The organism is Agilicoccus flavus, from assembly GCF_014857905.1.
GTDB classification, from domain to species: Bacteria; Actinomycetota; Actinomycetes; order Actinomycetales; family Dermatophilaceae; genus Agilicoccus; species Agilicoccus flavus.
Genome location: NZ_JACYXE010000001.1, coordinates 288,008 through 313,270 on the forward strand (window position 1 = coordinate 288,008; position 25,263 = coordinate 313,270).

General features: G+C 74.9%; 23 protein-coding genes and 1 pseudogene. 10 read left to right on the forward strand and 14 right to left on the reverse strand.

The annotated features are described in order from the left end of the window. Nucleotide 1: 1 nt before the first annotated feature. From ICW24_RS01230 to ICW24_RS01240, 3 genes are read right to left on the reverse strand one after another with little or no spacing between them, the layout of a single operon-like run. Nucleotides 2-1,012: a prenyltransferase gene (locus ICW24_RS01230; RefSeq protein ID WP_226343895.1), complete on the reverse strand. Its 1,011-nt coding sequence runs from the start codon at nt 1,010-1,012 to the stop codon at nt 2-4. Between the two features lie 44 nt (nt 1,013-1,056). Next, the gene (locus ICW24_RS01235; RefSeq protein ID WP_226343896.1) at nt 1,057-1,767 is read right to left on the reverse strand and encodes a class I SAM-dependent methyltransferase; all 711 of its coding nucleotides are present in this window, start codon (nt 1,765-1,767) and stop codon (nt 1,057-1,059) included. Then, complete coding sequence (locus ICW24_RS01240; protein ID WP_226343897.1) at nt 1,754-3,118, reverse strand: glycosyltransferase family 4 protein; 1,365 nt, start codon at nt 3,116-3,118, stop codon at nt 1,754-1,756. The genes ICW24_RS01235 and ICW24_RS01240 overlap by 14 nt, the downstream gene beginning before the upstream one ends. A gap of 187 nt (nt 3,119-3,305) precedes the next feature. Here ICW24_RS01240 and ICW24_RS01245 point away from each other — a divergent pair, with 187 nt between their 5' ends. From ICW24_RS01245 to ICW24_RS01255, 3 genes are all read left to right on the forward strand, one after another. Beyond that, on the forward strand, nt 3,306-3,761 hold the full coding sequence (locus tag ICW24_RS01245) for a MarR family winged helix-turn-helix transcriptional regulator (RefSeq protein ID WP_226343898.1): 456 nt from the start codon (nt 3,306-3,308) through the stop codon (nt 3,759-3,761). Continuing rightward, nucleotides 3,758-5,032: an MFS transporter gene (locus ICW24_RS01250; RefSeq protein WP_226343899.1), complete on the forward strand. Its 1,275-nt coding sequence runs from the start codon at nt 3,758-3,760 to the stop codon at nt 5,030-5,032. The genes ICW24_RS01245 and ICW24_RS01250 overlap by 4 nt, the downstream gene beginning before the upstream one ends. A gap of 115 nt (nt 5,033-5,147) precedes the next feature. Further along, on the forward strand, nt 5,148-5,549 hold the full coding sequence (locus tag ICW24_RS01255) for a hypothetical protein (RefSeq protein ID WP_226343900.1): 402 nt from the start codon (nt 5,148-5,150) through the stop codon (nt 5,547-5,549). Between the two features lies 1 nt (nt 5,550). Here ICW24_RS01255 and ICW24_RS01260 read toward each other — a convergent pair whose 3' ends face one another. Continuing rightward, on the reverse strand, nt 5,551-6,147 hold the full coding sequence (locus ICW24_RS01260; protein WP_226343901.1) for a LysE/ArgO family amino acid transporter: 597 nt from the start codon (nt 6,145-6,147) through the stop codon (nt 5,551-5,553). Between the two features lie 83 nt (nt 6,148-6,230). After that, the gene (locus ICW24_RS01265) at nt 6,231-6,629 is read right to left on the reverse strand and encodes a hypothetical protein (protein ID WP_226343902.1); all 399 of its coding nucleotides are present in this window, start codon (nt 6,627-6,629) and stop codon (nt 6,231-6,233) included. Between the two features lie 78 nt (nt 6,630-6,707). Here ICW24_RS01265 and ICW24_RS01270 point away from each other — a divergent pair, with 78 nt between their 5' ends. Further along, nucleotides 6,708-7,352, forward strand: a complete 645-nt coding sequence (locus tag ICW24_RS01270; protein WP_226343903.1) for a pyridoxamine 5'-phosphate oxidase family protein — start codon at nt 6,708-6,710, stop codon at nt 7,350-7,352. Here ICW24_RS01270 and ICW24_RS01275 read toward each other — a convergent pair. Next, a complete protein-coding gene (locus ICW24_RS01275) occupies nt 7,271-8,461 on the reverse strand; it encodes an acyltransferase family protein (RefSeq protein WP_226343904.1) in 1,191 nt (396 codons plus the stop codon). The genes ICW24_RS01270 and ICW24_RS01275 overlap by 82 nt on opposite strands. Before the next feature lie 521 nt (nt 8,462-8,982). On the opposite strand from ICW24_RS01275, the gene ICW24_RS01280 reads away from it, so the two are divergent. After that, a complete protein-coding gene (locus ICW24_RS01280; RefSeq protein ID WP_226343905.1) occupies nt 8,983-9,897 on the forward strand; it encodes a DUF3152 domain-containing protein in 915 nt (304 codons plus the stop codon). Nucleotides 9,898-9,980: 83 nt separating this feature from the next. Here ICW24_RS01280 and ICW24_RS01285 read toward each other — a convergent pair whose 3' ends face one another. Then, nucleotides 9,981-10,610 carry a GOLPH3/VPS74 family protein gene (locus ICW24_RS01285; protein WP_226343906.1) on the reverse strand — a complete coding sequence of 210 codons (630 nt, stop codon included), beginning with the start codon at nt 10,608-10,610 and terminating at the stop codon, nt 9,981-9,983. Nucleotides 10,611-10,713: 103 nt separating this feature from the next. Between ICW24_RS01285 and ICW24_RS01290 the strand changes: the two genes are divergently transcribed. Both ICW24_RS01290 and ICW24_RS01295 read left to right on the forward strand, forming a co-directional pair. Next, complete coding sequence (locus ICW24_RS01290; RefSeq protein ID WP_226343907.1) at nt 10,714-11,196, forward strand: SRPBCC family protein; 483 nt, start codon at nt 10,714-10,716, stop codon at nt 11,194-11,196. 77 nt (nt 11,197-11,273) lie between these two features. Then, nucleotides 11,274-13,583, forward strand: a complete 2,310-nt coding sequence (locus ICW24_RS01295) for a serine hydrolase (protein WP_226343908.1) — start codon at nt 11,274-11,276, stop codon at nt 13,581-13,583. 4 nt (nt 13,584-13,587) lie between these two features. Here ICW24_RS01295 and ICW24_RS01300 read toward each other — a convergent pair whose 3' ends face one another. Both ICW24_RS01300 and ICW24_RS01305 read right to left on the reverse strand, forming a co-directional pair. Next, nucleotides 13,588-15,003: an FAD-binding oxidoreductase gene (locus ICW24_RS01300; protein ID WP_226343909.1), complete on the reverse strand. Its 1,416-nt coding sequence runs from the start codon at nt 15,001-15,003 to the stop codon at nt 13,588-13,590. A 79-nt stretch (nt 15,004-15,082) separates the two neighbouring features. Beyond that, complete coding sequence (locus ICW24_RS01305) at nt 15,083-16,441, reverse strand: MFS transporter (protein ID WP_226343910.1); 1,359 nt, start codon at nt 16,439-16,441, stop codon at nt 15,083-15,085. A gap of 169 nt (nt 16,442-16,610) precedes the next feature. On the opposite strand from ICW24_RS01305, the gene ICW24_RS01310 reads away from it, so the two are divergent. Then, nucleotides 16,611-17,810, forward strand: a complete 1,200-nt coding sequence (locus tag ICW24_RS01310; RefSeq protein WP_226343911.1) for a benzoate/H(+) symporter BenE family transporter — start codon at nt 16,611-16,613, stop codon at nt 17,808-17,810. Between the two features lie 140 nt (nt 17,811-17,950). Here ICW24_RS01310 and ICW24_RS01315 read toward each other — a convergent pair whose 3' ends face one another. From ICW24_RS01315 to ICW24_RS19835, 3 genes and pseudogenes are all read right to left on the reverse strand, one after another. Beyond that, entirely contained in the window at nt 17,951-18,874 is a 924-nt protein-coding gene (locus tag ICW24_RS01315) for an NAD(P)-dependent oxidoreductase (RefSeq protein WP_226343912.1), read from the reverse strand. A 63-nt stretch (nt 18,875-18,937) separates the two neighbouring features. Then, nucleotides 18,938-19,930: a quercetin 2,3-dioxygenase gene (locus tag ICW24_RS01320; protein WP_226343913.1), complete on the reverse strand. Its 993-nt coding sequence runs from the start codon at nt 19,928-19,930 to the stop codon at nt 18,938-18,940. Between the two features lie 37 nt (nt 19,931-19,967). Beyond that, nucleotides 19,968-20,624, reverse strand: a pseudogene (locus ICW24_RS19835) (alpha/beta hydrolase fold domain-containing protein); the annotation flags it as partial. 229 nt (nt 20,625-20,853) lie between these two features. Between ICW24_RS19835 and ICW24_RS01330 the strand changes: the two are divergent. After that, nucleotides 20,854-21,621, forward strand: a complete 768-nt coding sequence (locus tag ICW24_RS01330) for an SDR family oxidoreductase (RefSeq protein ID WP_226344327.1) — start codon at nt 20,854-20,856, stop codon at nt 21,619-21,621. Between the two features lie 62 nt (nt 21,622-21,683). Continuing rightward, nucleotides 21,684-22,739, forward strand: coding sequence for an L-idonate 5-dehydrogenase (locus ICW24_RS01335; protein ID WP_226343914.1), 1,056 nt, complete (start codon nt 21,684-21,686; stop codon nt 22,737-22,739). Nucleotides 22,740-22,851: 112 nt separating this feature from the next. Here ICW24_RS01335 and ICW24_RS01340 read toward each other — a convergent pair whose 3' ends face one another. Both ICW24_RS01340 and ICW24_RS01345 read right to left on the reverse strand, forming a co-directional pair. Further along, nucleotides 22,852-23,898: a D-2-hydroxyacid dehydrogenase gene (locus ICW24_RS01340; protein ID WP_226343915.1), complete on the reverse strand. Its 1,047-nt coding sequence runs from the start codon at nt 23,896-23,898 to the stop codon at nt 22,852-22,854. Beyond that, a complete protein-coding gene (locus ICW24_RS01345; protein WP_226343916.1) occupies nt 23,895-25,229 on the reverse strand; it encodes an MFS transporter in 1,335 nt (444 codons plus the stop codon). The genes ICW24_RS01340 and ICW24_RS01345 overlap by 4 nt, the downstream gene beginning before the upstream one ends. Nucleotides 25,230-25,263: the final 34 nt, after the last annotated feature.

Sequence of the window (25,263 nt, forward strand, 5' to 3'; positions counted from 1 at the left end):
GTCACACCCGGAAGACGGCGGCGCCGGGGGTCAGGTCGGTGAGGGCGTCGACGGCGAGGAGCACGGCGCCGGAGGTCCAGGTGGAGCGCTCGATCGGCCACCGCTTGTTGTCGGCGAAGACGAAACCCGTGTGGTAGGAGCCGTCCTCCTCACGCAGGTGCTGCATGTCGGCGACCAGGTCGGCGGCCTCCTCGCGGCGGCCCAGGGCCTGCAGGGCGAGGGCGAGCTCGCACGTCTCGGCGCCCGTCACCCACGGCCGGTCGTCGACGCAGCGCAGGCCGAGGCCGGGCACGACGAAGTCGTCCCAGCGCGAGGCGAGCCGCTCCTGCGCCGCCGGCCCGCGCACCGCGCCGCCGAGCACCGGGTAGTACCAGTCCATCGACCAGCGGGTCCGGTGCTCGAAGTCGCCCGCGTCGCCGGCGACGTAGCGGCGCAGTGCCGAGGCGAGCGCCGCCCGGCACGCCTCCCACTCGGGGCGGACCTCCCTCACGATGTCCGCGAGCTCGAGCCCGCACACGAGCGAGTGGTGGATGCTCGCGCTGCCGGTGACGAGCGCGGTCGTCGCGACGCCGCCCGCCCCGGCGCCCCACGCGATGCCGCCGCCGGGCAGCCGCATCGCGCAGACGGCGTCGAGCGCGGCGTCGACGACGGGCCACATCCGCTGCAGGAAGCCGTCGTCGCCGCGCACGAGGTGGTGGTGCCGCACGCCGACGGCGACGTAGGCGCCCATGTTCGGGTCGACGCCGGGGTCGAGCACCTCCATCCCGCGATCGTCGGCGCGCCACCGGATCGGCCACGTCCCGTCCGGGCGCTGCGCCCGCGCGAGCCAGTCGTAGGCGGCGTCGGCGTGGTCGTCGAACCCGGCGACGAGCAGACCCATCGCCGACTCGACGTGGTCCCAGGCGTCGACCTTGCCCGCGGTATCGCCCACGACGTCCCACGGGATCGCGCCGCTCCCGTGCTGGGCGGCGGCGATCCAGGCGCCGGTGGCGCGGATCTCGTCGCGACCCAACGAGACTCGCGACGTCGACAGCGGACCACCAGCTGCGCCCGTCATCACCCGGGCTTGCGCGCATAGAGGACGACGCACTTGCCGGCGACCGGGTCGAGCAGTCGCTCGGCGGTCCGGGTCAGCGCCGGGGCGCTCATCATGTCCCACACCAGCAACCGGTGGTACTGCGCGACCAGCCGGTTCTCGGCGTCGTCGACGCCGACGGCGCACTTGAGCCACCAGTACGGGGAGTGCAGGGCGTGGGCGTAGGAGCGGTCGAAGACGTCGACACCGGCCTGCGTGAGCTGGCCGGCGAGCCGGTCCTCCCGGTAGATGCGCACGTGCCCGCCCTCGACCTCGTGGTACTCCCGCGACAGCGCCCAGCAGATCCGCTCGGGCCACGCGCGCGGCACGCTCACGGCGAGCAGGCCGCCCGGGCGCAGGACCCGCACCGCCTCGGCGATGGCGGTGCGGTCGTCGGGGATGTGCTCGAGGATCTCGGAGGCCACGACGACGTCGAACTCGCTGTCGGCGAACGGCATGGCGAGCGCGTCGCCGGCCCGCACGCGGGCGCCGCCGGGCGCGCCCTCCCCCTCGTCGGCCATCGCGCCGAACATCGTCTCGACGTCGGCGAGGTCGGACTCGTTCTGGTCGAAGGCCACGACGTCGAGGCCCCGCCGGTACAACTCGAAGGCGTGCCGGCCCTGGCCGCAGCCCAGGTCGAGGGCGCGGTCGCCCCGGCGGACGCCGAGGCGGTCGAAGTCAACGGTCAGCACGGGCGGGTTCCTCCCCGGGGACGGGACGTGCGGTGGGTTCGGGCGGTTCGGGGGCGCCGATGGCGGCGCGGTAGACGCGCGCGGTGCCGCGGGCGACGGCCGACCAGTCGTAGGTCTCGACGGCACGGCGCCGCCCCGCCTCGCCCATGGCGGCGCGGCGGGCGTCGTCGCCGAGCAGGGCGTCCAGGGCGTCGGCGAAGCCCGCGGCGTCCCCGGGCGGGACGAGCAGCGCGCACTCCCCCTCCGGGCCGACGACCTCGGGGAGGGCACCGGCCCGGCTGACGACGAGCGGTGTGCCGCACGCCATCGCCTCGACGGTCGGCAGCGAGAACCCCTCGTACCGCGAGGGCACGCACACGACCTGCGCCGACGCGAAGAGGTCGGCCACCTGCGCCCCGGTGAGGCCGTCGACGAACCGGACCGTGTCGCGCAGCCCGAGGTCGTCGACGAGCCGAGCGGTCGGCCCGCCGGGCGTGGGCCTCGTGATGACGACGACCTCGAGACCGCGGCGGCGGGTCCGCAGGTGGGCGACCGCGTGCAGGAGGGTGTCGACGCCCTTGATGGGGGTGTCGGCGCTGGCCATGGCGACGACGCGCCCCGGCACGCGGGCCGCGCCGGGGGCGAAGACGTCGGTCTGCACGCCGAGCGGGACGACGTGCACGGCCCGCGGGTCGACGCGGAAGTCGGCGACGATGTCGCGCTCGCTGCTCTCGGAGACGGTGACGACGTGGCGCTGGGCCCGGGCGACCCGCCCCTGCATCGCGAGGAAGCCGTACCAGCGGCCCAGGGTCAGCCGGCGCCACCCGCTCGCCGACGCGAGGTCGGTGACGCGGTCACGGGTGATCGGGTGGTGGATCGTCGTGACCAGGGGCAGCCCGAGGCGCGGCACGGCGAGCATCCCGTAGCCGAGGCCCTGGTTGTCGTGGACGACGTCGAACTCGTCGCGGTGCTTGCTCAGCCAGCGCGCCGCCCGCAGGCTGAACGTCAGCGGCTCCGGGAACCCCGCGGTGCACATGCCGGCGAACTCGAGGACGTCGATGGCGTCGCGGAACTCGCGCAGCGCCGGGATCCGGAACGGGTCGGGCTCGCGGTAGAGGTCGAGGCTCGGGAGCCGCACGAGACGGGGGTTCGGCGCCCGGTGGCCGGCGTCGCCGGCGTACTCGGTGTCCGACGCCAGTTCGTCACCGGCGCTCCCCACCACGTCCAGCTCGGGGTAGGGCGGCCCGGAGACGACGGTGACGTCGTGGCCCGCCTGCGAGAGCGCGCGGGACAGGTGCCGCACGTAGATGCCCTGACCGCCCGAATGCGGCTTGCTGCGGTACGACAGCAACGCCACGCGCAGCCCGGCCATCCACGCCTCCGTCCCCAGTTCGACTCGTCCGCGCGGACCCCGGCCCGGCGTCCGCCCAGCTTATCGACCCGCCGGCCCCGCCTCGCGCGGCGTCCCCGATCGCCCGGACCGACCGGTCGGATCCCCGACGGCACCCGCAACCGACCCCCTGGAGAAATCACATAGAAGTTCTATGTATATTCGAGCCATGACAGCGCCCACCACCCTCGCGGTCGACCTCACCGCCGCCACCGCGCGGTTCGTCCGGTTCGTCCGGCAGGGCGCGCAGGCGTCGACGGCGACGTGGCGGGCCCTCGCGATCCTCGACCAGCACGGGCCGCTGCGCGTCGGTGACTTCGCCGCCTTCGACCAGCTCACGCAGCCCACGGCGACGGCGATCCTGCGCCGGCTCGGGGCCGAGGGCGCCGTCGAGAAGGTGCCCGACCCCGCCGACGGCCGGGCGTCCCTCGTCGCCCTCACCGCCGCCGGCCGCGCCCGGCTCGCCGAGCTACGTGCGGACAACGCCGCCCGCCTCGACCCGGTGCTCGCCGCGCTCGACGACGACGACCTCGCCGTCCTCGCCCGCGCGACCGAGCTGCTCCTCGCCCTGACCGACCCCGACCCAGCGCCGGCCATCACCGCATCGAAGGGAACCCCCGCGTGACCACCGCCCCCACCCCACCGACCCGCGATCGCGGGTCGAGCATCCTGCACCAGAGCACGTCGGTCTGGGCCGTCGCGTTCGCCTGCGTCGTCGCGTTCATGGGCATCGGGCTCGTCGACCCCATCCTCCCCGCCATCAGCGCGCAGCTCGACGCCTCGCCCACGGAGGCGATGCTGCTGTTCACCAGCTACCTCGTCATCACCGGGCTCGCGATGTTCGTCACGAGCTGGGTGGCCGGGCGGATCGGCGCGAAGCGCACGCTACTGGTGGGCCTGGCCCTCATCGTCGTCTTCGCGGCCCTCGCCGGCGCGTCCGGCTCGGTCGAGGCGATCATCGGGTTCCGCGCCGGCTGGGGGCTCGGCAACGCGCTCTTCATCTCGACCGCCCTCGCGACCATCGTCGGCGCGGCCAGCGGCGGGGTCGACCGCGCGATCATCCTCTACGAGGCGGCACTCGGCCTCGGCATCGCGACCGGCCCCCTGCTCGGAGGATTCCTCGGGGGGATCTCGTGGCGGGGGCCGTTCTTCGGCACCGCCGCCCTCATGGCGGTCGGGCTCGTCGCCCTCCTCGTGCTCCTGCCGGCCGAGACGGCCCGCCCCACGCGCGTGCCGATGTCGGCCACGGTGGAGGCGCTGCGCCACCCCGCCCTCATGACGCTCGCCGCGGCCGCGGTCTGTTACAACTACGGCTTCTTCAGCCTGCTCGCCTACAGCCCGTTCCCGCTCGAGGCGGCCGGAGCACGCGCCGGCGTCCACGTGGGCGCCCACGAGCTCGGGATCGTCTTCTTCGGCTGGGGCCTGGCGCTCGCCGCGACGTCCGTGTTCGCGGCGCCCCGCCTCACCCACCGCTTCGGGCGCCTGCGCGTCCTGCTCGGCACGCTGACGCTCCTCACCCTCGACCTCGTCGGGCTCGCGCTGGGCGTGGAGTCGCTCGGCACCCTCGTCGTCGGGATCGTCGTGGGCGGCCTGCTCCTCGGCGTCATGAACACGGTGCTCACCGAGTCCGTCATGGAGGCCACGGACCTCCCCCGCGGCGTCGCGTCCTCCACGTACTCCGGCGTGCGGTTCCTCGGCGGGGCGGTCGCCGCCGGGGTGGCCGGGCCTCTGGCCGACGCGTTCGGGGCTGCGACCCCCTACTGGGTCGGGGCGCTCGCGCTGGTCGCCTCCGCCCTCGTCCTGTTCGCGGGCCGGCCGCGCCTGCGTGCCGCCGAGCGGCACCCCGACGAGGCCCCCGAGGTCGAGGCCATGGCGGTGACCGCCGGCGACGCCTGAACCTCGCACCCCCGTCGGGACCCGCCGGCGTTCGGGTGGCGCCCGTCGCGTCGCGGCCTGTTGCTGACGTGGGCGGCGGAGCCGCACACTGGACTGAAGAGGTCGAGGGGGACACGTGAACCGGAACATGCTCAGGTACGCGGCGGTGACCGCCGGTTTCGTGGCGTCCGCGCCGGCGCTGGCGGGGGCGCTGCGATGGGCCACGACGGGTGAGGCGCCGGCCTGGGTGACGCGGGCCCGCGGCCGCCGGGGCGGCGACGACGCCCCCGAACCGGTCCCCCAGGTCCTGCACGAGCTCGAGCTCACCCGCCTCGCCGACGAGCTGCAGCGGGTCCGGGCCGGCGCCGGCGCCGCGCGCGCCCACCACGTCCGGGCCACGACCGCGGCCTACGACGGGGTCCTGCTCGAGAGCTGCCGACGTCTCGGCATCGCGTCGCCTCGGGGCCCGGTGCCCCTCTCCGACGCGGACCGGCTCGACGTGGAGTCGCGGCTCATGTCCGCCGGGATGCGCTGGTAGGTCACCCGGCCACGAGCTTGATCGCGAGCGCGATCATCGTCACGCCGATGACGAGATCGAGGACGCGCCAGGTCTGCGGCCGTGCCGCCAGGCGACCCAGGCTGCGGGCGCCGAACCCGAGCGCCGTGAACCACAGGACGCTCGCCGTCATCGCCCCGGCCCCGAACCACCACCGGTGCTCACCGTGGCTTGCCGCCACCGACCCGAGCATGAGCACGGTGTCGAGGTACACGTGCGGGTTGAGCCACGTGAGCGCCAGCGCGGTGGTCGCCACCGTCCGGAGCGCGACCACCGGTGCGCCGGCCGGGTCGAGCGCCTCCGGGCGGCGGGCGCGCAGCAGCGCGTGGACGCCGAACCAGACCAGGTAGGCGGCGCCGAGCCACGTCACGACGGTGACGAGCGTCGGGTGGTCCTGCACGAGGGCCCCCACCCCGGCCACCCCCGCGGCGACGAGGACGAGGTCGCTGATCGCGCAGATCGCGACGACCACCCCGACGTGGCGACGGGTCAGCCCCACGCGCAGCACGTAGGCGTTCTGAGCGCCGATGGCGACGATGAGGGCGAGGCCCATGAGCAGGCCGGGCAGGAAGTGCGTCATGTCCTCGACGGTAGGGACGAGCGGTCCGTGAGGAAAGCGAAGCTTCCTTGCCTCGGTTCAGGATTCCTGAACCGAGGCGGACCTCACCACTGGAGGCCGGCGGAGGCCAGCTCCGCCTCGACCTCGAGGCGCCGCTTCGCGGAGAGCGGGAGGCGTTCGGGGGGCACGGGCAGGCCGAGGTCGGCGGAGCCCGCGAGGAGCTGGGCGTCGTAGGCGGCCAGGCACGCCTGGGTGCGCACGTAGGCACCCGGCTGGCGCACGCGACGCTCCCGCTCGACGGCCGCGGCGAGCCGGGTCAGCTCGAGCTCGCGCAGGACGGTGGGCAGCGCCTCCTCTGCCGGCGGAGGTGGGCGCCGGGGCAGTAATCGATCGACGTAGACGGGCACCCGGCCGAGGTAGAGCCAGGCCGCCGCGTCGAGGGCGAGACGCAGGACGAGGCACGCCAGCGCGATCGCCGACACGTAGAACACCAGGGACGCCATCGCCACCACCTCGCCAGCCAGTCTGGCCCGGCCTCCCCCGCGTGACAAGGGCGGTCCGGACCCGGTTGACTGCGGCCCATGGATCGCCTCGACCACCTCAACCGCCACGCCGAGCGCGGCACCACCGACCGGGACCGCCTCGACGCGCTCCTCGACGAGCAGTGGGTCGGCACGCTGAGCACCGTCGTCGACGGCCTGCCCTGGGCCGTGCCCATGCTCTTCGCCCGCGACGGCGACCGGATCATCCTGCACGGGTCGACGGGGGCGGGGGCCTTGCGGGAGGTGGCCGACGGGGCGCCGGCGGCGTTCTGCGTGGCGACCGTCGACGCGCTCGTCGTCGCGGCCACGACGTTCGACTCCTCGGCCAACTATCGCTCGGCCGTCGTCCGCGGGCGGCTGGCGAACCTCACCGGCGACGAGAAGACCCGCGTCCTCGACGCGTTCTCCGAGAAGCTGCTGCCCGGGCGCACGAGCGAGGTGCGGCCCATGACGAAGCGCGAGATGGCGGCCACCCTGGCGATGGCCCTGCCCATCGAGGACGGCGCGTGGATCATGAAGGCTCGCGAGGGCCTGCCCTCGACGAACGAGGAGTCGGGCGCCGAGCGCGACGTGTGGACCGGCGTCGTGCCCGTGCGCAGCGGCTACGTGGAGCCGGCCGCCTCGCCGTGGTCGACGCGGACCGAGGTCCCGGCCTCGGTGCGGCGCCTCGTGGCCGGGCGGTAGCCGCCGGCGACGGCCTCCCGCAGCCGGCGCGGCGGCTCGAAGAGGATCCCGAGGCCCGCCCGCTTGAGGAGCGCCTCGAGACCGAGGCTGAGCGCGACGACGACGGCGGTCGCCACGACCGGGTACGCGATGGCGACGAGGTCGTTGGACTCCCAGCGGGCCACGAGCGCCGGGTGCTGCGAGCCCCAGATGACGAGCAGCCCCGCGAGCGGCCAGTGGATGACGTACACGCCGAGGGTGCGCCGGCCGATCCACGCCGCCGGGGCCTCGATCGCCCTCCACCGGCACAGGAACTTCGCCAGCGCGAGGAACACGATGCTCAGGGGCACGCACGCGAGCACGCTCGCCGGGTAGCGCAGCAGCGGGGGCAGGAGGAGCATCGCGGCGCCGAACACCGCCGCGGCAGCGGCCGACCACCCGACGACGCGCCGGGAGTCGACGTAGCGGCGCACCTGCGGGGCGAGGTAGACGCCCGCCGCGAAGAAGACGGCGCGGGGCAGACCGACGGGCGTCTCGGTGGCGCGCTCCACGACCCAGCCCGCGACAACGAGACCGAGCAGGACGAGCGGCGGCGGCACCCCGCGCAGCAGGGACAGGACGGCGATCGACGCGGCGAGCACGGCGACGAACCACAGCGGCCCGAACTGCGGGTAGAGCAGCTCGCGCACGAACCCGCCGAACGAGTCGACGTCCGAGAACACCTGCGGCGAGGCGCCGGGTGCGAGCAGGAGCTCCATCGCGACGTAGATCAGCGTCCACACGAGGTAGATGTGCAGGTTGGTGAGCACCGCGAGCCGCGTGCGCCCGTTGCCCAGGCCGGCCCGCACCTTGGTCGAGGCCAGCCAGCCCGAGACGAAGAGGAGCAACGGCATCCGCAGCTCCGCCAGGAGCGCCGAGTTGAAGACGACCCACGCCTTGACCAGCGGGCGACCCTCGAGATCACCGGCCAACGGGAAGGCGTGGAAGACGCCGACGTGGACGAGGACGACGGCGACGACGCAGAACCCGCGGGCCATGTCGACCCACGCCATCCGCTCGCGCGGTGCGGCCGACGGTGCGGCGGGCGGCGGCGGCGAGCCCTGGGCGGCGCCCGGCGCGGCGCTGGTCACGGCGGCGGGCAGCTCCCGGGATCGGCTCTCGGTCTCGCGACGGCGTCCGGTCCCGCGTCGGCGTTCGCGCGGGTGGTCGCACGGGCGGTCGCGCAGGGAGGGGGGCGTGGCCGTGCTCCCGGACGCGGAGGGCCTCGACTGCTCCGAGCTCATGCAACCCCTCCCGGGGCGGGAACCCGATCGGCTCCGGGCGCGGTCTCCGCGGCGGCGTGCACGACGAATCTCCCCGGGATGGTGGATGACGGCGCCGCACAGGGCGCCGACCGCCCTCGCGGCGGCATGACGTCTTCGACCCTAGCGGCGGCGCCCCACCCACGTCACGACCCACAGACACTCCCGGGGCGCCCCGTGGCCCCGGCGCCTGCCCGCGCGACGGAGCGTCGTGACGGACACTGGGGCGACGGGCCGGGCGGGCGGGAGCGGGCCGGGGGACGTCGACCGCGGGGGACGCGGCAGGCGGGGGTTGTGCGCGAATCAGACTGCGCATCAGTCATATTCGACAGATGAGGGACGGTGGGGACATGACGCGACGGACACGGGCGGCACGGGCCGCGGGGGCGGCGATCGCGCTGACGGCGGCGCTCGCGCCGGCGAGCGGGGCCTGGGCGGCGGGCGGGCCGACCGCAACGGGCGCGCCGGGGGCGATGGGGGCGAGCAGGGCCACGGCCGGGGACGCGCCCACCCTGCACGGCGGCTGGGTCGGCGAGGCCGCCGCGCGCCGGGGGACGACCACGCGGCTGGCCGGGACGACGTCACGGCCGGTGGGCGTCGTGCGCGTCGACCGCCGCGTCTCCGGGCGCTGGGTCGCGGCGGGCAGCGCGGCGGTGTCGACGAGGTCGAGCTCGGCGGGTTCGTGGTCGGTCACCGTCCGGGTGCCGGGCGTTCCGTCGGCGCAGACGTACCGGATCGTGTGGGTCTCGGGCCGGGCCCCCCTGGCGTCGGCCGTGCTGCCCACCCTCGACGTCTACGAACTCGACACCTACAGCGTGCGGACCCGCGGCCGGGTGTCCTCCGACGTGTCGACGTTCGCCCGGTTCGCCGCCGCGACGTACGCCGACCCCCGGGGCTGGGCCCGGGCGCACCACCGGTTCCGGCAGGTGCGCTCCGGCGGCGACTTCACCCTCGTGCTCGCGCAGGCGTCGACCCTGCCGCGGTACTCCCCCGTGTGCAGCGTCCGCTACAGCTGCCGCGTGGGCCGCAACGTCGTCATCAACGACACCCCGTGGCGGGCGAGGACACCCGCGTTCACCGGCGATCTCACCGCGTACCGCCGCATGGTCGTCAACCACGAGACGGGGCACTGGCTGGGCCTGTCGCACCGCTCGTGCCCGGCCCGCGGCGCACTCGCGCCCGTCATGCAGCAGCAGTCGAAGTCGATGCAGGGCTGCCGGGCGAACTCCTGGCCCCTACCGGGCGAGGTCGCGCGGGTCCGCTGACCCGGCGACGGAACCCTCTCTCGAACGAGCGGTGGGCCGCGCCGGCGGCACCCCGCGCCCCGACGCGGCGGAAGGCCCGCCCCTCAGGCCCCGCCGGCCGCCGCGGCCTTCGCGGCCTCGATGGCCTGCCGGACGCCCTTGGCGACCCACCCCGTCCGGTCGAGCTCGTCGAGACGGCGGACCAGGTCGCGCTTGCGGTGGCCGGGGAACACCTGGCCGTGCAGCTCGGCCGCGACGACGAGGTTCGCGAGGGCGACGGTGCGGGCGCTCGTCGGCGAGAGTCCCTCGACGGCGATCCCCTTGAGGTCGGCGCGCAGGTCGATCGCCCGGCGACCGTCGATCTGCGGGTACCTCGTCGTGGGGAAGACCCCCGCGAACCGGCCCTCCCGGCGCTGCACGACCTCGGCGGTGACGAGCTCGTCGAGGACCTGGCCGACGAACCCCCGCTGCTTGCGGGACACCCACCACTTCGCCTTGTGCGGCTTCTCCTGCGTGACCCGGGCGAGGAGCTCGTCGGCGGCGGGACGGCCCGTCGGGGTGGCCTGGACGACGACGACGCGCTTGTCGTCGAGGTCGATGCGGTCGGCGAGGGCGAGCTCGGCGAGGAGCGCGCCGACGGTCGCATAGCTCATCTGTTGCCTCTTGCGACGGGCGCCGGTCTCGGGGTCGAGCGAGAGCAGCATGAGGTCGTGCGCCAGGGTCAAACGCTCCATGTCGGGAGGGTACCGGCCCGGTGTGGGCGAGCCCCCGCGCCTCGTGGGCCGCGCGGGCGAGGCCGGCGCGCCGCGAGCGGCCCGCCTGTGATGAGCTGGTCGCATGGCGACGACGATCCGACGCGTGGTGCGGGCCGACCCGGCCCGGGTGTGGCGCACGTTCACCGACTTCGGCGGGTACGGGCGGGTCATCCCCCTCACCCGCATGTCCCACGACGCGGGCCCGCCCCGCGTCGGCTGGCTGTTCACCGGCCACACGACGCTCGGCCCGATCCGGCTCGACGACCCGATGCGGCTCACCGAGTTCGCGCCGCGCGGCCCCGACGGCGGCCTGTTCGCCGTGCAGAAGGAGGGGGGCGTGCTCGGCGGCTGGGCCCGGGTCGAGGTGCGGCCGGGCTCCGAGCCGGGCACGTCGGTCGTCATCTGGACCGAGGAGATCCGGCCGGTCCGCGGCCGCCGGCTGGCGCCGCTCGTGGGACCCCCCGCCGACCTCGCGACCCGCGTCCTCTTCTCGCGCGCCCTCGCCGGCCTGTCCGCGCTGGCCGAGTCCGGCGACGCGCCTCCGTCGACCCCGTCGGGCCGCTGACGCCCCCGGCCCCGCCGGCGTGCGGGCGGCCCGGCCGCACGACCGCCCCGACCCGCGAACACCCCACAGGAGCACCGGTGCCCCACATCCGATCCGTCAACGTCGGTCGCCCGCGGGTGCTCCCGGGCGCGGGGGCGAGGCCGACGGGCATCGTCAAGACGCCGGTCGAGGGGCCGGTGCGCCTCACCGACCCCGGGCCCCGCGACGTCACCGGCGCGACGGGGTCGGGCAGCGGTGTCGAGGGCGACGTCATCGGCAACCGGAAACACCACGGCGGAGACCACCAGGCCGTGTACGCCTTCGCCCGCGAGGAGCTCGACGCCTGGGCGGTCGAGGTGGGCCGGGACCTGCCCGACGGCGCGTTCGGCGAGAACCTCACCACCGAGGGGATCGACGTCGACGGTGCGGTGCTCGGCGAACGGTGGCGGGTGGGCGACGCCCTCCTCGTCGTCCGGGCCCCGCGCGTGCCCTGCCGCACCTTCGCTGCCGCGATGGGCGAGCCCCGCTGGGTCCAGCGGTTCGCACGGCACGGCCGGACCGGCGCCTACCTCGCCGTCGCCGAGCCCGGCCACGTGCGGGCGGGCGACGCGATCCACGTCGTCGACCGCCCCGCCCACGGCGTCACCGTGGTCGACTCGTTCGTCATCACGATGTTCGAGCACGGGCGCCGGGCCGAGCTCGAACCCGCCCGCGCCCACCTGCACCCCGAGGCGCTCGCGTTCCTCGAGCGCGGCCGAACCCCGCGGCCCCCGGCGGGGTCGTGGCCGCCGCGGCGGGCCGGCTGGTCGGCGCCCGTCGACGGGCCCGGACCGAACCGTGCGCACCGGCCTCGCGGTCGTTACGTTGGCGGGATGACGTCGCTCCCTCGCCGATCCCCCTCCGACGCGGGCCTGCGGGCCGGCGCCGTCCACGACCTGCTCGACGCGCTCGCGGCCGACGACATCGAGATGCACAGCCTCATGGTCGTGCGGTCCGGGCACGTCCTCGCCGAAGGATGGTGGGGGCCCTACGACCCGGACCGCCGTCACCTTGTGTACTCGCTGAGCAAGATGTGCACCTCGATGGCGGTCGGTCTGGCCGTGGCCGAGGGTGCGTTCGGCCTCGACGACCCCGTGCTGGACCACCTGGGTGAGTTCGCGCCCGAGCACCCCACCGACCACACGCGGGCCATGACCGTGCGCCACCTGCTGACGATGGCGACGGGTCACGAGGCCGACATGATCGACCCCACCCAGCGGCTCGCCCTCGAGCGCGAGGACCCCGAGCTCCTGCGCGCCTTCTTCGCGCTGCCCCCGGAGCGCGAGCCGGGCACGGTGTTCACGTACAACCAGCTCGCGACGTACACCCTGGCCCGGCTCGTCGAGCGGCACGCCGGCGGACGGCTCGTCGACTACCTGCGGCCACGCCTCTTCCGGCCGCTCGGCGTCGCGGACCCCGCGTGGCTCGAGTTCGAGGGGCACGACCTCGGCTTCTCGGGCCTGCACGTGCGCACCGAGGACATCGCGGCCCTCGGGGTGCTCCTCGCCGACGGGGGTCGGTTCGGCGGGGAACAGGTGGTGCCGGCCGAGTACGTCGAGTCCGCCACCCGCGTCCAGCAGCCCAACGATCCCGCGCACCGGGTGACCGACCTCGAGAGCCCGGCGGAATGGACGCGCGGCTACGGGTTCCAGTTCTGGATGAACACGCACGGTTTCCGCGGCGACGGCGCGTTCGGCCAGTTCTGCGTCGTCTGGCCGGAGGAGGACGTCGTCATCGCCACGACCGCCTGCACCGAGCGCATGGACGTCGTGCTCAACCGTCTCGTCACCCACCTGCGGCCGGGCTTCGCGCCCCTGTCCGCCGGCGGCGGGGAGGACGTCGCCGCGGACGGGCGGGACGAGGTCGCGGACGCCGAGCTCGCCGACCGGCTGGGGTCCCTGGCCCTCCCGACGCCCGGCGACGCGGGCGACCCCCGCGGCGAGGGCGCGCCCGCGGTGCGGCCGGCCTCGATCACGGGCTCCCTGCCCGACCCGAGCGCGCTCTCCCTGACCCCCGGTGAGAACGGCTGGGAACTCCACCTCGCCTACGCCGGCGGGGAGGTCGACCTGCCGATCGGCCGCGGCGAGTGGGCGTGCGGGCAGTGGGTGACGGCGCTGGGCCGGGTGCCGTTCGCCGCCGCGGGGGGCTGGAGCCCCGACGGCCGCTTCGTCGCCGAGCTGCGCATGATCGAGACCCCGCACACGCTCACGCTGACGCTCGACCCCGCCGGGGACCGCGCCGACCTTGCCTGGGACCACCCGCCCCTGCACGGGGTCGACCCGGCCGCCCACGTCCTCCCGGAGCCGGGGCGGGCCCCGTCGACGGACGCCGCCGACCGCAGCATGCCGTCCCCGCACGGCTCGACCTGAGGGGTCAGGCGACGACCTTGCCGGGGTTGAGGATCCCGTGCGGGTCGAGGGCGGTCTTGACGGCGCGGTGCAGGTCCATGACGGCCGGGTCGACCTCGTCGGCGAGGCCGCCGCGCTTGAGCAGGCCGATGCCGTGCTCCCCGGCCACGGTGCCGCCGAGCTCCAGCGCCGCGGCGATGATGTCGTCGAACGCGCGGTGGGCGGCGGCCTTGGCGGCCTCGTCGCCGGCGGGGACGATGAGCAGCGGGTGGAGGTTGCCGTCGCCGGCGTGCGCGATGTTCGCGATGTGCACGCCGTGGGCGGCTCCGGCCGTCTCGATGCGGCCGAGCATCTCGGACACGCGGGCCCGGGGCACGCAGACGTCCTCGGTGAGGACCGGGCCGAGCCGCTCCAGGGCCGGGTAGGCGAGCCGGCGGGCGGCGAAGAGCGCGTCGGCCTCCTCCGCGTCCTCCGCGACGACCGAGAACGTCGCGCCGCCGGCGTCGAAGGCGGCGGCGATGGCCTGCGCCTCGGCCACCCCCGCCTCGCCGGGCAGGTCGGTGCGCGCCAGGAGCACGACGTCGGCCTCGGCCGACAGGCCCATGTTCTTCCAGGCGTCGACGGCCTCGAGGCAGTGCCGGTCCAGCAGTTCGAGCGCGGACGGCGTGATCCCCGCCTCCGCGACGGCCGCGACCCCGCGGCCCGCCGCGACGAGCGAGTCGAAGTACCCGGCCACGGTCGTCTCCGGGGCGCGGGCCGACCGCAGCTTCACGGTCACCTCGGTGACGATGCCGAGTGTCCCCTCGGACCCGACCAGGAGGCCGACGAAGTCGTACCCCGCCACCCCCTTGGCGGTGCGCCGCCCCACGCGCACGAGCTCGCCCGTGCCGGTGACGATCTGGAGACCGATGACGTAGTCGCGGGTCACGCCGTACTTGACGCAGCAGACGCCGCCCGCGTTCGTCGCGACGTTGCCGCCGATCGTCGACCAGGGCGCGCTGGCCGGGTCCGGGGGGTACCACAGGCCGCGGGCGGCGGCGGCGGCCCGCAGGTCGTCGTTGATGACGCCGGGCTGCACGACGGCGATCGACTCGACCGGGTCGATCTCGAGGACGGCGTCCATGCGAGCCAGGGAGACGACGACGCACCCGTCGATCGCGTTCGCGCCACCGCACAGGCCCGTGCCCGCCCCGCGCGGCACGACCGGGACGCCGAGGTCGAGGCAGACGCGCACGACGGCCTGGACCTGCTCCGCCGTGGCCGGGCGGACCACGGCGGCCGGCCGACCGAAGGGCACCCACTCCCCCTCGTCGTGGGCGTAGGCGGCCATGACGTCGTCGTCGAGCGCGATGATCGCGTCGGCGGGCAGCGCCTCGCGCAGGGCGGCGACGACGGCCTCGTCGCGGACGGTGTCGGTCGGCGAGTTCGGCGATTCGCTCATCGGATCAGTCTGGCCTCTCGGGGCCCGTGCGGGGCGTGCGGGTCGGGCGGAACGGGCCGGTGGCCACTCCCGTCGGCGGTCAGGCCCGGCCCGGCGCCGCGCCCTCCGTGGAGTCGACCTCGGCGCTCGGGGGCGGCGCGGCCCGGAGGATCAACGCGAGGACGCCGCCCAGGGCCATGACGCCGCCGATCACGTACATCGCCGCGTGGAACCCGCCGGTCGAGTCCTTGAGGTAGCCGGTGATGTACGGCGCGAAGAAGCCCGACGAGTTGCCGATCGAGTTGATGAGCGCGATGCCGGCGGCCGCCGACGCCCCGGTGAGGAAGGTCGTCGGCAGGTACCAGAACACCGGCAGCGTGCAGAAGATCCCGATCGCGGTGACGGTGACGACCGCCATGACGGCGAACGGCGACTGCAGGTAGAGGGCGACGGGTGTCGCGCACCCGGCGACGATGAGCGGCAGCGCCACGTGCCAGACCCGTTCCTTCGTGCGGTCGGAGTGGTGGCCCCACCACACCATCGCGACGGACGCGATCGCGTAGGGCACGGCGACGATGAGGCCGGTCTGCACGAGGCTGAACTTCGTGTCGAACATCTCCGAGAAGCCCGCGACGATCGTCGGCAAGAAAAAGCTCAGCGCGTAGAGGCCGTAGACGGCGGCGAAGTAGATGAAGCTCAGGCCCCAGATCCGCGGGTCGGTCAGCGACTTGCGCAGCGGCCAGTGGTGGCGGCTCTGGGTCGCCTCCGCCTCGGCATCGAGGGTGGCCTGGAGCCATCGGCGCTCGTCGGGCTCCAGCCACGCGGCGTCGGCGGGGCGGTCGGTGAGGTAGAACCACGTGACGAACGCGAGCAGGATCGCCGGCAGCCCCTCGATGAGGAACATCATCCGCCAGCCGGCGAGCCCGAACAGGCCGTCCGCGTGCTGCATGATCAGCCCGGACAACGGAGAACCGACGACCGACGAGATCGGGATGGCGAGCAGGAACAGGCCCGTCATCCGGGTGCGCTCGGCCTGCGGCAGCCAGTAGGTCAGGTACAGGATCATGCCGGGGAAGAAGCCGGCCTCGGCGACGCCGAGCAGCGTCCGCAGGATGTACAGCCACGTCGCGTCGGGCACGAACGCCATGGCGGACGCGACGATGCCCCACGTGATCATGATGCGCGCGATCCACCGGCGCGCCCCGAAGCGGTGCAACGCGAGGTTGCTCGGCACCTCGAGCAGCAGGTATCCCACGAAGAACAGCCCGGACGCCAGGCCGAACATCGTCGCCGTCAGCCCGAGGTCCTCGCTCATCGTCAGCTTCGCGAACCCGATGTTCGTCCGGTCGAGGTAGTTGACGAAGTACAGCAGGCCCATGAAGGGGATGAGCCGGCGCGAGACCTTCGCGACGACGGCCCGGCGTAGGTCCGGTGGGGCGGGGGGAGGGGTGGCGGACATGGACGTCTCCTGGTCGTTCGGCGCGGCGTCGCTGTCGCGCGGCGCGGCCAGTGTGACACCGGGCGGGCACCATGGGGCGCATGAGTTCGCCGCGCCGCGCCCGTCTCGCCGCCACCCGCCGGGAGGCCGCGCGTCCCGACGGCGCGCCCACCCCGCGGCCCGGCCGTCGATGACCGCGGTCACCGATGGGCGCACCCAGGCGGTCGTCGCCGGTCTCGTCACCGCCGTCGTCGGGTGGACGAGCAGCTTCGCCGTCGTCCTCGGCGGCCTGCGGGCGGTGGGCGCGACCTCGGCCCAGGCCGCGTCCGGGCTCATGGTCCTGTCGCTGACCATGGGCGTCGGCTGCATCGTCATGGCCCGGACGACGCGGCGGCCGATCACCGTCGCGTGGTCGACGCCGGGGGCGGCGCTGCTGCTCGGCACCGGCGCGGTCGCGGGCGGCTGGCCGGGCGCCGTCGGGGCGTTCCTCGTGTGCGGCCTGCTCATCGCGCTCACCGCGGTGTGGCCCACGCTCGGGGCGCTCATCGCGCGGATCCCCGGTCCGCTCGCCCAGGCGATGCTCGCCGGTGTCCTCGTGCCCATCTGCCTCGCTCCGGTCCGGGCGGCGGTCGACTCCCCGGCGCTCGTGCTGCCGGTCGTCGGGGTCTGGCTCCTCGCGCTGCGGTTCGCCCCGCGCTGGGCCGTCCCGGCCGCGTTCGTCCTCGCCCTCGGGCTCGTCGTCGCGGTCGGGGGGCGGGTGGGTCCGAACGCCTGGCCGCGGCCGGAGTGGACGACCCCCACCCTCGGCCTCCAGGCGATCGTCGGCGTCGCCCTCCCCCTGTACCTCGTGACGATGGCGTCCCAGAACGTCCCGGGCGTGGCCGTGCTCCGCTCCTTCGGGTACGAGGTCCCGTGGCGGCGGGCCATGGCGGTGACGGGGGCGGGCACGATCCTGGGGGCGCCCTTCGGCGGGCACGCGATCAACCTCGCGGCCATCAGCGCCGCCCTCGCCGCGTCCGACGAGGCCGGCGCGGACCGCGAGCGCCGCTGGGTCGCCGCCGACGTGGCCGGCTGGGCCTACGTGGCGTTGGGCCTCGCCGCCTCGGCGGTCGTCGGGCTCGTGGCCGGGGCGCCGCCCGGGCTCGTCGAGACGGCCGCCGGCCTCGCGCTGCTGCCCACCCTCGCCGCGTCCCTCGCCGGTGCCCTCACCGATGCGAACCACCGGGTGCCCGCGGTCGTCACGTTCCTCGTCGGCGCCTCGGGCGCGTCCGTCCTCGGGATCGGGCCGGCGTTCTGGAGCCTGCTCGCGGGCCTCGCCGTGTGGATCGTCCTCGCCCGGCCGGCCGCCGCGCCGGGTCGGACGGGCCGAGGCCGGCACCGCCGCGTCTGACGGCGCCCGGACCGGTCGAGGGGGGCTGCGGACACGGCTGCCCGAGGGACGGGGCCGACGGCACCGACCCCGAACCGGCCCCCACGGCCGGACCGGTCGTGACGGGTGGCGGGAGGGGACGGCGACCCCTTACCCGCCGGTCAGCGGGCGCGATCGCGCAGGACGTCGAGGACGACGGTCGTGTCCTCGTCGCCGCGCCCGGTCTCGACGACGGCCGCCCACGTGCGCTCCGACGCCGCGAGCACGGGAAGCGCGTCGGCGGCCTCGCCGGCCGCGTCGCGGGCGAAGCCGAGGTCCTTGACGAGGTACTTCGCCGGACCGGTCACGGTGAAGTCGTCCTCCTCCAGCGCGCGGCGCTTCTGGTCGAGCACCTCCGAGGCGGCGAGGCCGCCGGAGAGGACGTCGAAGACCTGCGCCCGGTCGAGGCCCTGCCGCTGCGCGATGAGCGCGGCCTCGGCGAGCGCGATGGTCGTGGCGGACACGACCATCTGGTTGCACGCCTTCGTCAGCGACCCGGCCCCGAGCGGACCGAGGTGCTCGATCCGGGACGCGACCGGCTCGAGGAGGGGCCGGACGCGGGCGACGTCGGCGTCGGACCCGCCGAGCATGATCGCCAGCCGCCCCTCGCGGGCCCCGGCCGTCCCGCCGCTCATCGGCGCGTCGACGACGCCGACCCCGCGCTCGGCGAGCCGCTCCCCCGTCGCCCGGACGGCCGTCGGCGAGACCGTGCTCATGACGACGAGCACCCGCAGCCGGCTGCCGGGGCCGAGCAGGTGCTCGAGACGCTCCTCCAGCGGGGCGAGGTCGGGCAGCAGGCTGAGCACGACCTCGCAGCGCGCGAGGTCGCCCACCGCGTCGACCGTGCGCAGCGTGCCACCGCCCGGCGGATCCGTCTCGTCCTCCGTGAGCCCGACGTCCCGGCGGTTCCAGGCGAGCACGTCACGGCCCGCCGCCGCGAGGCGCGCGGCGACGGGTCGGCCCATGAGGCCGAGGCCGAGGAGCCCGACCGGGGGCGGCGCCGCGGTCTTCGACGGAGTCTCCGGAGCGGGCTCCGCGTCGGTCATGGGTGAGCTCCTCGGCGGGGTCGGGGTGGCGGGGGCCGCGTCACAGACGCGCTGCAGACACGGTCAGAGACCCGGAGCGAGTTCGCGGGTGGGCGGCGGCCCGACGACGGTGACGTCGAGCTCGGGGTTGGCCCGCATCCGGGCGGGGATCGTCATGGGGTCGATGAGGCCCTCGACGTAGACGCGGTCGGCCGTCGGCTCGCCGGTCACCTCGAAGAAGGGCTCGAACACGTCGCCGGTGAGCAGCCCCAGCATCTGCGTGTTCTGGGCGCCCACGGCGAAGCTGTGGATGGTGCCGGCCGGCGCGTGGAGGAAGTCGCCCGGGGTGAGCAGGAGCTCGCGCCCGTTGGCCCACAACCAGATCCGCCCCTTCAGGCACAGGAAGTTCTCGGTGTGCCGGGAGTGGAAGTGCCGGATGATGTACGGCTGCGGCGCCGCGATCGTGTCGACCGCGAAGTACCGGCGCGCGGTGTTGCGGGGGCGGGCCACGTATGTGTTGAGCGCGTCGGGCCACGCGAAGCGGTCACCCTCGCCCCGGCGGAGCACGTAGGGCTCGACGCCCTCGGGCAGGCTGCGCTCGCCGCCCTCCCCAGGGCCGGTCGCGGTCGCCTCGGCCCCCTCGGGCAGGTCGTGGACCTGCGCGCCGGCGGGCAGGAACGGCTCGCCCTCGCCGTGCGGGGAGTACACGTGCCGGGTCACCTGCTCGTCGTCGAGCAGCGCGTCGAGCGCCCCGCTGGGGGCGGAGTACATGAGCAGCCGCGTGAGGTGGCCGAGCATCCGGTACGCGAACGGCGTCCCCTCCGGGACGTGGACCGAGTCGCCGGGCAGGAGGACGTCGCTGCGGCCGGGCAGCCACACCTGGGCCGCGCCGTCGACGACGACGTACGACCGCTGGTGGTCGGCCAGGCTGTGGAAGGGCACGTGCGCGCCGCGCGGCCCGAGCACGTAGGCGGCGTCGAAGAGGCCGCCGGTGTCGGCGCCGCGGGCGATGACGGTCCACAACTGCCCGTCCCGCTCGAAGCGCAGCCCCTCGCCCGAGGCGAGGTAGTAGGGCACGGGCTCGCCCGGGAGCCGTGTCGAGCTCCGCGAGCCACGTCAGCGGGGACGCCGCCGCCGCGAGCTCGGGGCGGTCGGCGGGATGGCCGCCGAGCAGCCGCGCCTCCGGGGTCCCCGAGCCGTCGCTGTCGGGCAGCCGCGCCTGGGCCTGCTCGACGACCTCGGTGAGGTCGACCGGCGGGTACGAGGCGGCCACCGCGCGCACGGGGGCGGGGCCCGACACGGCCTCCCCCGGCAGGGCCGCGATCTCACCGGTGAGCCCCGCGAGCGCCGCGAGATGACCGCCCGCCGACGCTCCCCACACCGCGACCGCGTCCGGGTCGAGGCCCAGGTCGGCCGCGTGCTCGCGCAGGTAGCGGATCGCCTCGCGCACGTCGTGGAGCTGGGCCGGGAAGAGCGCCGTTCCCGAGAGCCGGTACTCGATGCTCGCGTAGGCGAGGCCCGTGGCCCCGGCCCGCTCCGCGAGATCCGGCGCGAGGGTGCGGTCCCCGGTGAACCAGCCGCCGCCGTGCAGCCAGAGCACGACCGGGACGGGCCCGGCCCCGCTCGGCCGGTAGAGGTCGAGCAGCAGGCCGTGGGCGCCGAAGGCGATGTCGCGCACGACGTCGACCCGGGGCTGCCGGTTCCGACCGGCCTCGTCGCCGAGGCCGATCGCGGCGCCCTGATCGTCAGCGGGATGCACGTCCGACGTCATGGGTGGTCCTCCGGCTCGACGGTGGGAACGGGATGGGTGCGTGGCACGCCCCCGGCAGCTTTGCACGTTTCAGGTGCGGCGAACAGGCGCCGTGGCACGGCCCTCCGCGAGCGCCCCACGTTCATTACGCTGTACCTCGTTCGCCCTAGCGGACATACGGCCGGACCAGGCCGCCACCCACGGCCCCGGACGGTGGAGTCCGGCGGCCCGGACCGAGGAGTTCACCGTGATCCATCCCCTCTTCGACATCACGGGCCGCGTCGCGCTCGTCACCGGGTCGAGCAAGGGCATCGGGCGCGCGCTCGCCACCGGACTCGCGGAGGCCGGCGCGGTCGTCGTGCTCAACGCGCGCGGGGTCGAGGCCCTGGAGCGCACCCGTGACGAGATCGCCGACGCGACCGGCGCCACCGTCCACGCCGTCCCGTTCGACGTCACCGACCCCGACGCCGCCCGCTCAGGCCTCGAGCGGATCGCCGACCTCGCGGGCGTCGTCGACATCCTCGTCAACAACGCGGGGATGCAGTACCGGGCGCCGATCACGGAGTTCCCCCTGGAGCGGTGGCACGACCTGCTGCGCACGAACCTGACCAGCGCGTTCGTTATGAGCCAGGCGGTGGCGCCGGGCATGATCGAGCGCGGTTCCGGCAAGATCGTCAACGTCTGTTCGGTGCAGACCGAGCTGGCCCGCCCCGGCATCGCCGCGTACTCGGCCACGAAGGGTGCGCTGAAGATGCTGACGCGGGGGCTGTGCGCCGACCTCGCCGGGTCCGGGATCCAGGTGAACGGGCTCGCCCCCGGCTACTTCGCCACCGAGCTCACGCAGGCGCTCGTCGACGACCCCCAGTTCACGGCGTGGGTCAACACGCGCACCCCCGCCGGCCGATGGGGTCAGGTCGAGGAGCTCGTCGGCACGCTCGTCTACCTGAGCAGCCCCGCGTCGGCGTTCGTCAACGGCCAGGTCGTCTTCGTCGACGGCGGAATGACGAGCGTCCTGTGACTGCCCCCGACCGGACGGCGCCGACGGACCCCACGCCACCCACCGAGCAGACGGAGACGATCATGGACACCGCCACCGGTCCGGACGAGACGTCGACGATGCGCGCCTGCGTCGTCCACGGCGCCGGCGACCTGCGCGTCGACGAGGTGCCGTGGCCCGCGCCCGGCCCGGGCCAGGTCGCGATCGACGTCGCCTACGGCGGGGTCTGCGGCTCCGACCTGCACTACGTGCGCGACGGCGGCATCGGCGACTTCCCCCTGCGCGAGCCGATGGTCCTCGGGCACGAGGTGTCGGGCACCGTCGCCGCGCTGGGCGACGGCGTCACCGGCCTGAGCGTCGGCGACGGCGCCACGGTGTATCCCGCGAGCCCGTGCCACGCCTGCCCCGAGTGCCTCGACGGGCGCGAGAACGTGTGCCGCGACACCCGCTACCTCGGCAGCAGCATGCGCTACCCCCACACGCAGGGCGGGTTCGCGCAGCGCATCCTCGTCCGCCCCGACCAGGTGATCCCCCTGCCGCCGGGGCTCGACCTGCGCCGCGCGGCGCTCGCCGAGCCGCTCGCGGTGGCCCTGCACGCGGTGCGCCGGGCCGGTGACGTCGCCGGGAAGCGGGTGCTCGTCACCGGCGCCGGGCCGATCGGCGCGCTCGTCGTCGCCGCCCTGCGCCACGCGGGGGCGGGCGAGATCGTCGTCTCCGACCTCGTCGAGCAGGCCCTCGCCATCGCCGCGGCGGTCGGCGCGACGCGCACCGTGCGCGCCGACGCCGTCGATCCGGCCTCGCTCGAGGTCGACGTGGCCGTGGACGCCTCGGGTGCTCCCGCCGGGGTCAACGCCTGCGCTCAGGCGCTCGTGCGCGGCGGGCGGCTCGTCCTCCTCGGCATCCTTCCGGCCGGGCTCACCCCGTTCGCGGGGAACCTCGTCGTCACGCGCGAGCTCGAGGTCGCGGGGGCCTTCCGGTTCTCGACCGAGATCCGCGACGCCGTCGCGATGCTCGCCGCCGGCCTCGACGTGGAGGCCGTCATCAGCCACGTGATCCCCCTGACGGAAGCGTCACGGGCCATCGAGCTCGCGCAGGACCGCACGACCTCGAGCAAGGTCCTCCTGGACCTCCAGGCCTGACACCCCGCCCACGACGTGAGATGGCGATCCCGACCGCGGCCGACGGCGGCTCGGCGGTCGAGATCGTCATCTCACCAGGTGTCGGCGGCCACGGCGGCCGGCGCGCCGGCGCTCAGTACCCGGCCCGCGTGTCGACGACGTTGATCAGGTCGTCGCCGGCGAGGAAGGCGCGCAGGTTGCCGCAGAACTGGTCGGCGATCCGCTCCTCCTCGCGCTCGTCGAGGGCGGCGGTGTGGGGGCTGACCAGCACGTTCGGCAGGTCCCACAGGGGGGAGTCGGCGGGCAGCGGCTCGGTCGCGAAGACGTCGAGGGCGGCGAAGCCGACCTGACCCGAGCGCAGGGCGTCGACGAGGGCGTCCTCGTCGATGACGGTGCCGCGCCCCACGTTGACGACCGTGACGCCGCGCCGGGCCGCGGCGAGCACGTCCGCGTTCACGAGCCCCTCGGTCTCGGGGGTGCCCGGGAGAGTGACGACGACGTGGTCCGCGCGCCCGATGACGTCGCGCAGGTCGGCGGTGCGGTGCACCTCGACGCCGTCGACGGGCGACCCGCTGCGCGACACCCCGAGCACGGTCATCCCGAGCGCCGCAGACAGCCTCGCGACCTCGGTGCCGATGCCGCCGAGGCCGAGGACGAGGACCGTGGAGCCGGCGACGGGGCGGGCGACGACGCGCTCGGCCCAGCGGTGGGCCCGCTGGTCCTCGAGCAGGCGCGGCAGCTCCTTGCACCCGGCGAAGATCCCGAACATCGCCCATTCGGCCAGCGGCAGGCCGTGGACGCCGGCGGACGTCGTGAACGTCACCCGGTCGAGCTCCTCCTGCGAGAGACCGGCCGCGAGCACCTGGCTGCCGCCGCCCGCCGCCATCGTCTGGACCCACCGCAGCCGCGGGTTGTTCCGCACCGTGCGCGCGAGCCGCTCCGAGCTCATCGCGGGGATCCCGTAGACGACGTCCGCGTCGGCCAGCAGGGCGTCGAACGCCTCCTCCTGCTCGGGGGTGCGGGTGAAGTCGGGGTCGCCGGCGTGGTCGGCGGGGTAGCGCATGGGCGGCAGCAGGTCGTGGTCGACGACGACCTTCACACGGTCGTCGACGGCGGCGATGCGCTCGACGAGCTCGGGCCGCAGCGGGGTGGCGATCGCGATGGTGACGGTGTCGGTCATCGGGCGTCCTCCAGGAGGTTGAGGTCACGGCCCATCGTCTCGGGCGTGACGAAGGTGGTGGCGAAGCTGATGGCGCTGAGCACGAACGAGTACAGGCTGATGACCCACCAGGCGTTGCCGGTCTGCGCGAGGAACACCGCGCCGAGCAGCGGGGCGAGACCACCGGCGATGACGGCCGAGAACTCGCGGGCCACGGCGACCCCCGTGTAGCGGTGGGCGTTGCCGAACAGCTCGGGCAGCAGCGAGCACTGCGGTCCCAGCATGCCCTGCACGCCGATGCCGATGCCCAGCGCCATGACGAGCAGCACGAGCCACAGGTGTCCGAGGGTCAGCAGGTAGAACGCCGGGAAGGCGAAGAGGGCCTGGAACGCGGCGCCCCACCGGTAGACCCGCACGCGGCCGTAGCGGTCGGAGAGGTGGCCGAAGAGGACGACGGTGAAGATGGCGACGAAGGCCGCGAGGACGGCGCCCTGCGTGCCGATCGTCGCCTTGTGCTCCTTGAACACCGCGAGGCTGCCCACGAAGCTGAGCAGGAGGGCGGAGTAGATCGAGGAGTTGCCGTTCTCGCCCATCCGCAGCCCGATGCCGATGAGGATGTTGCGCCGGCTCGTCGCGATCGCCGTACCCACGGACTGTTTGTGGGTCTCGGCCTGGTGCTCGCTGAACTCCTGGAACGTCGGCGACTCCTTGAGCTTCAGGCGGATGACGACGGCGACGATGATGAGGACGAAGCCGAGCAGGAACGGCACGCGCCACAGGTTGCCGTCCGCGAGGTCGGGGTCCGCGGCCTGGAGCACCGCGAACGTGCCCGCGCCGAGCAGCGTGCCGGCCTGGATGCCGACGAACGGGAGGGCCGCGAAGAACCCCCGCCGGCGCGGGGGCGCGAACTCGCTGATGAGGACCGTGGCGCCCGCCTGCTCGGCGCCCGCGCCGAAGCCCTGGAGGATGCGCATCGCCACGAGGAGGATCGGGGCGACGATCCCGGCCTGGGCGTAGGTGGGCAGCACCCCGATGACCATGCTCGAGCCGCCCATGAGGGCGATCGTCGCGATGAGGACGACCTTGCGGCCCACCCGGTCACCCAGGGCGCCGAAGAAGATGCCACCGAGCGGGCGCGCCGCGAAGCCGACGGCGTAGGTGCCGAACGCCGCGATCGTGCCGCCGGCGGGGCCGAGGGGCGCGAAGAACAGCTGCCCGAAGATCAGGGCGCTGGCCAGACCGTAGATGTAGAAGTCGTAGTACTCGAGCGCGGACCCGACCGAGCCGGCCAGGGTCGCGCGCCGCAGCTGCACCGGATCGACGTGGTGGGAGTCGTGGTGCGTCGTCGTCATCGCCGTCGCCCCTCCTTCGGAGGTTCCGGGCGCA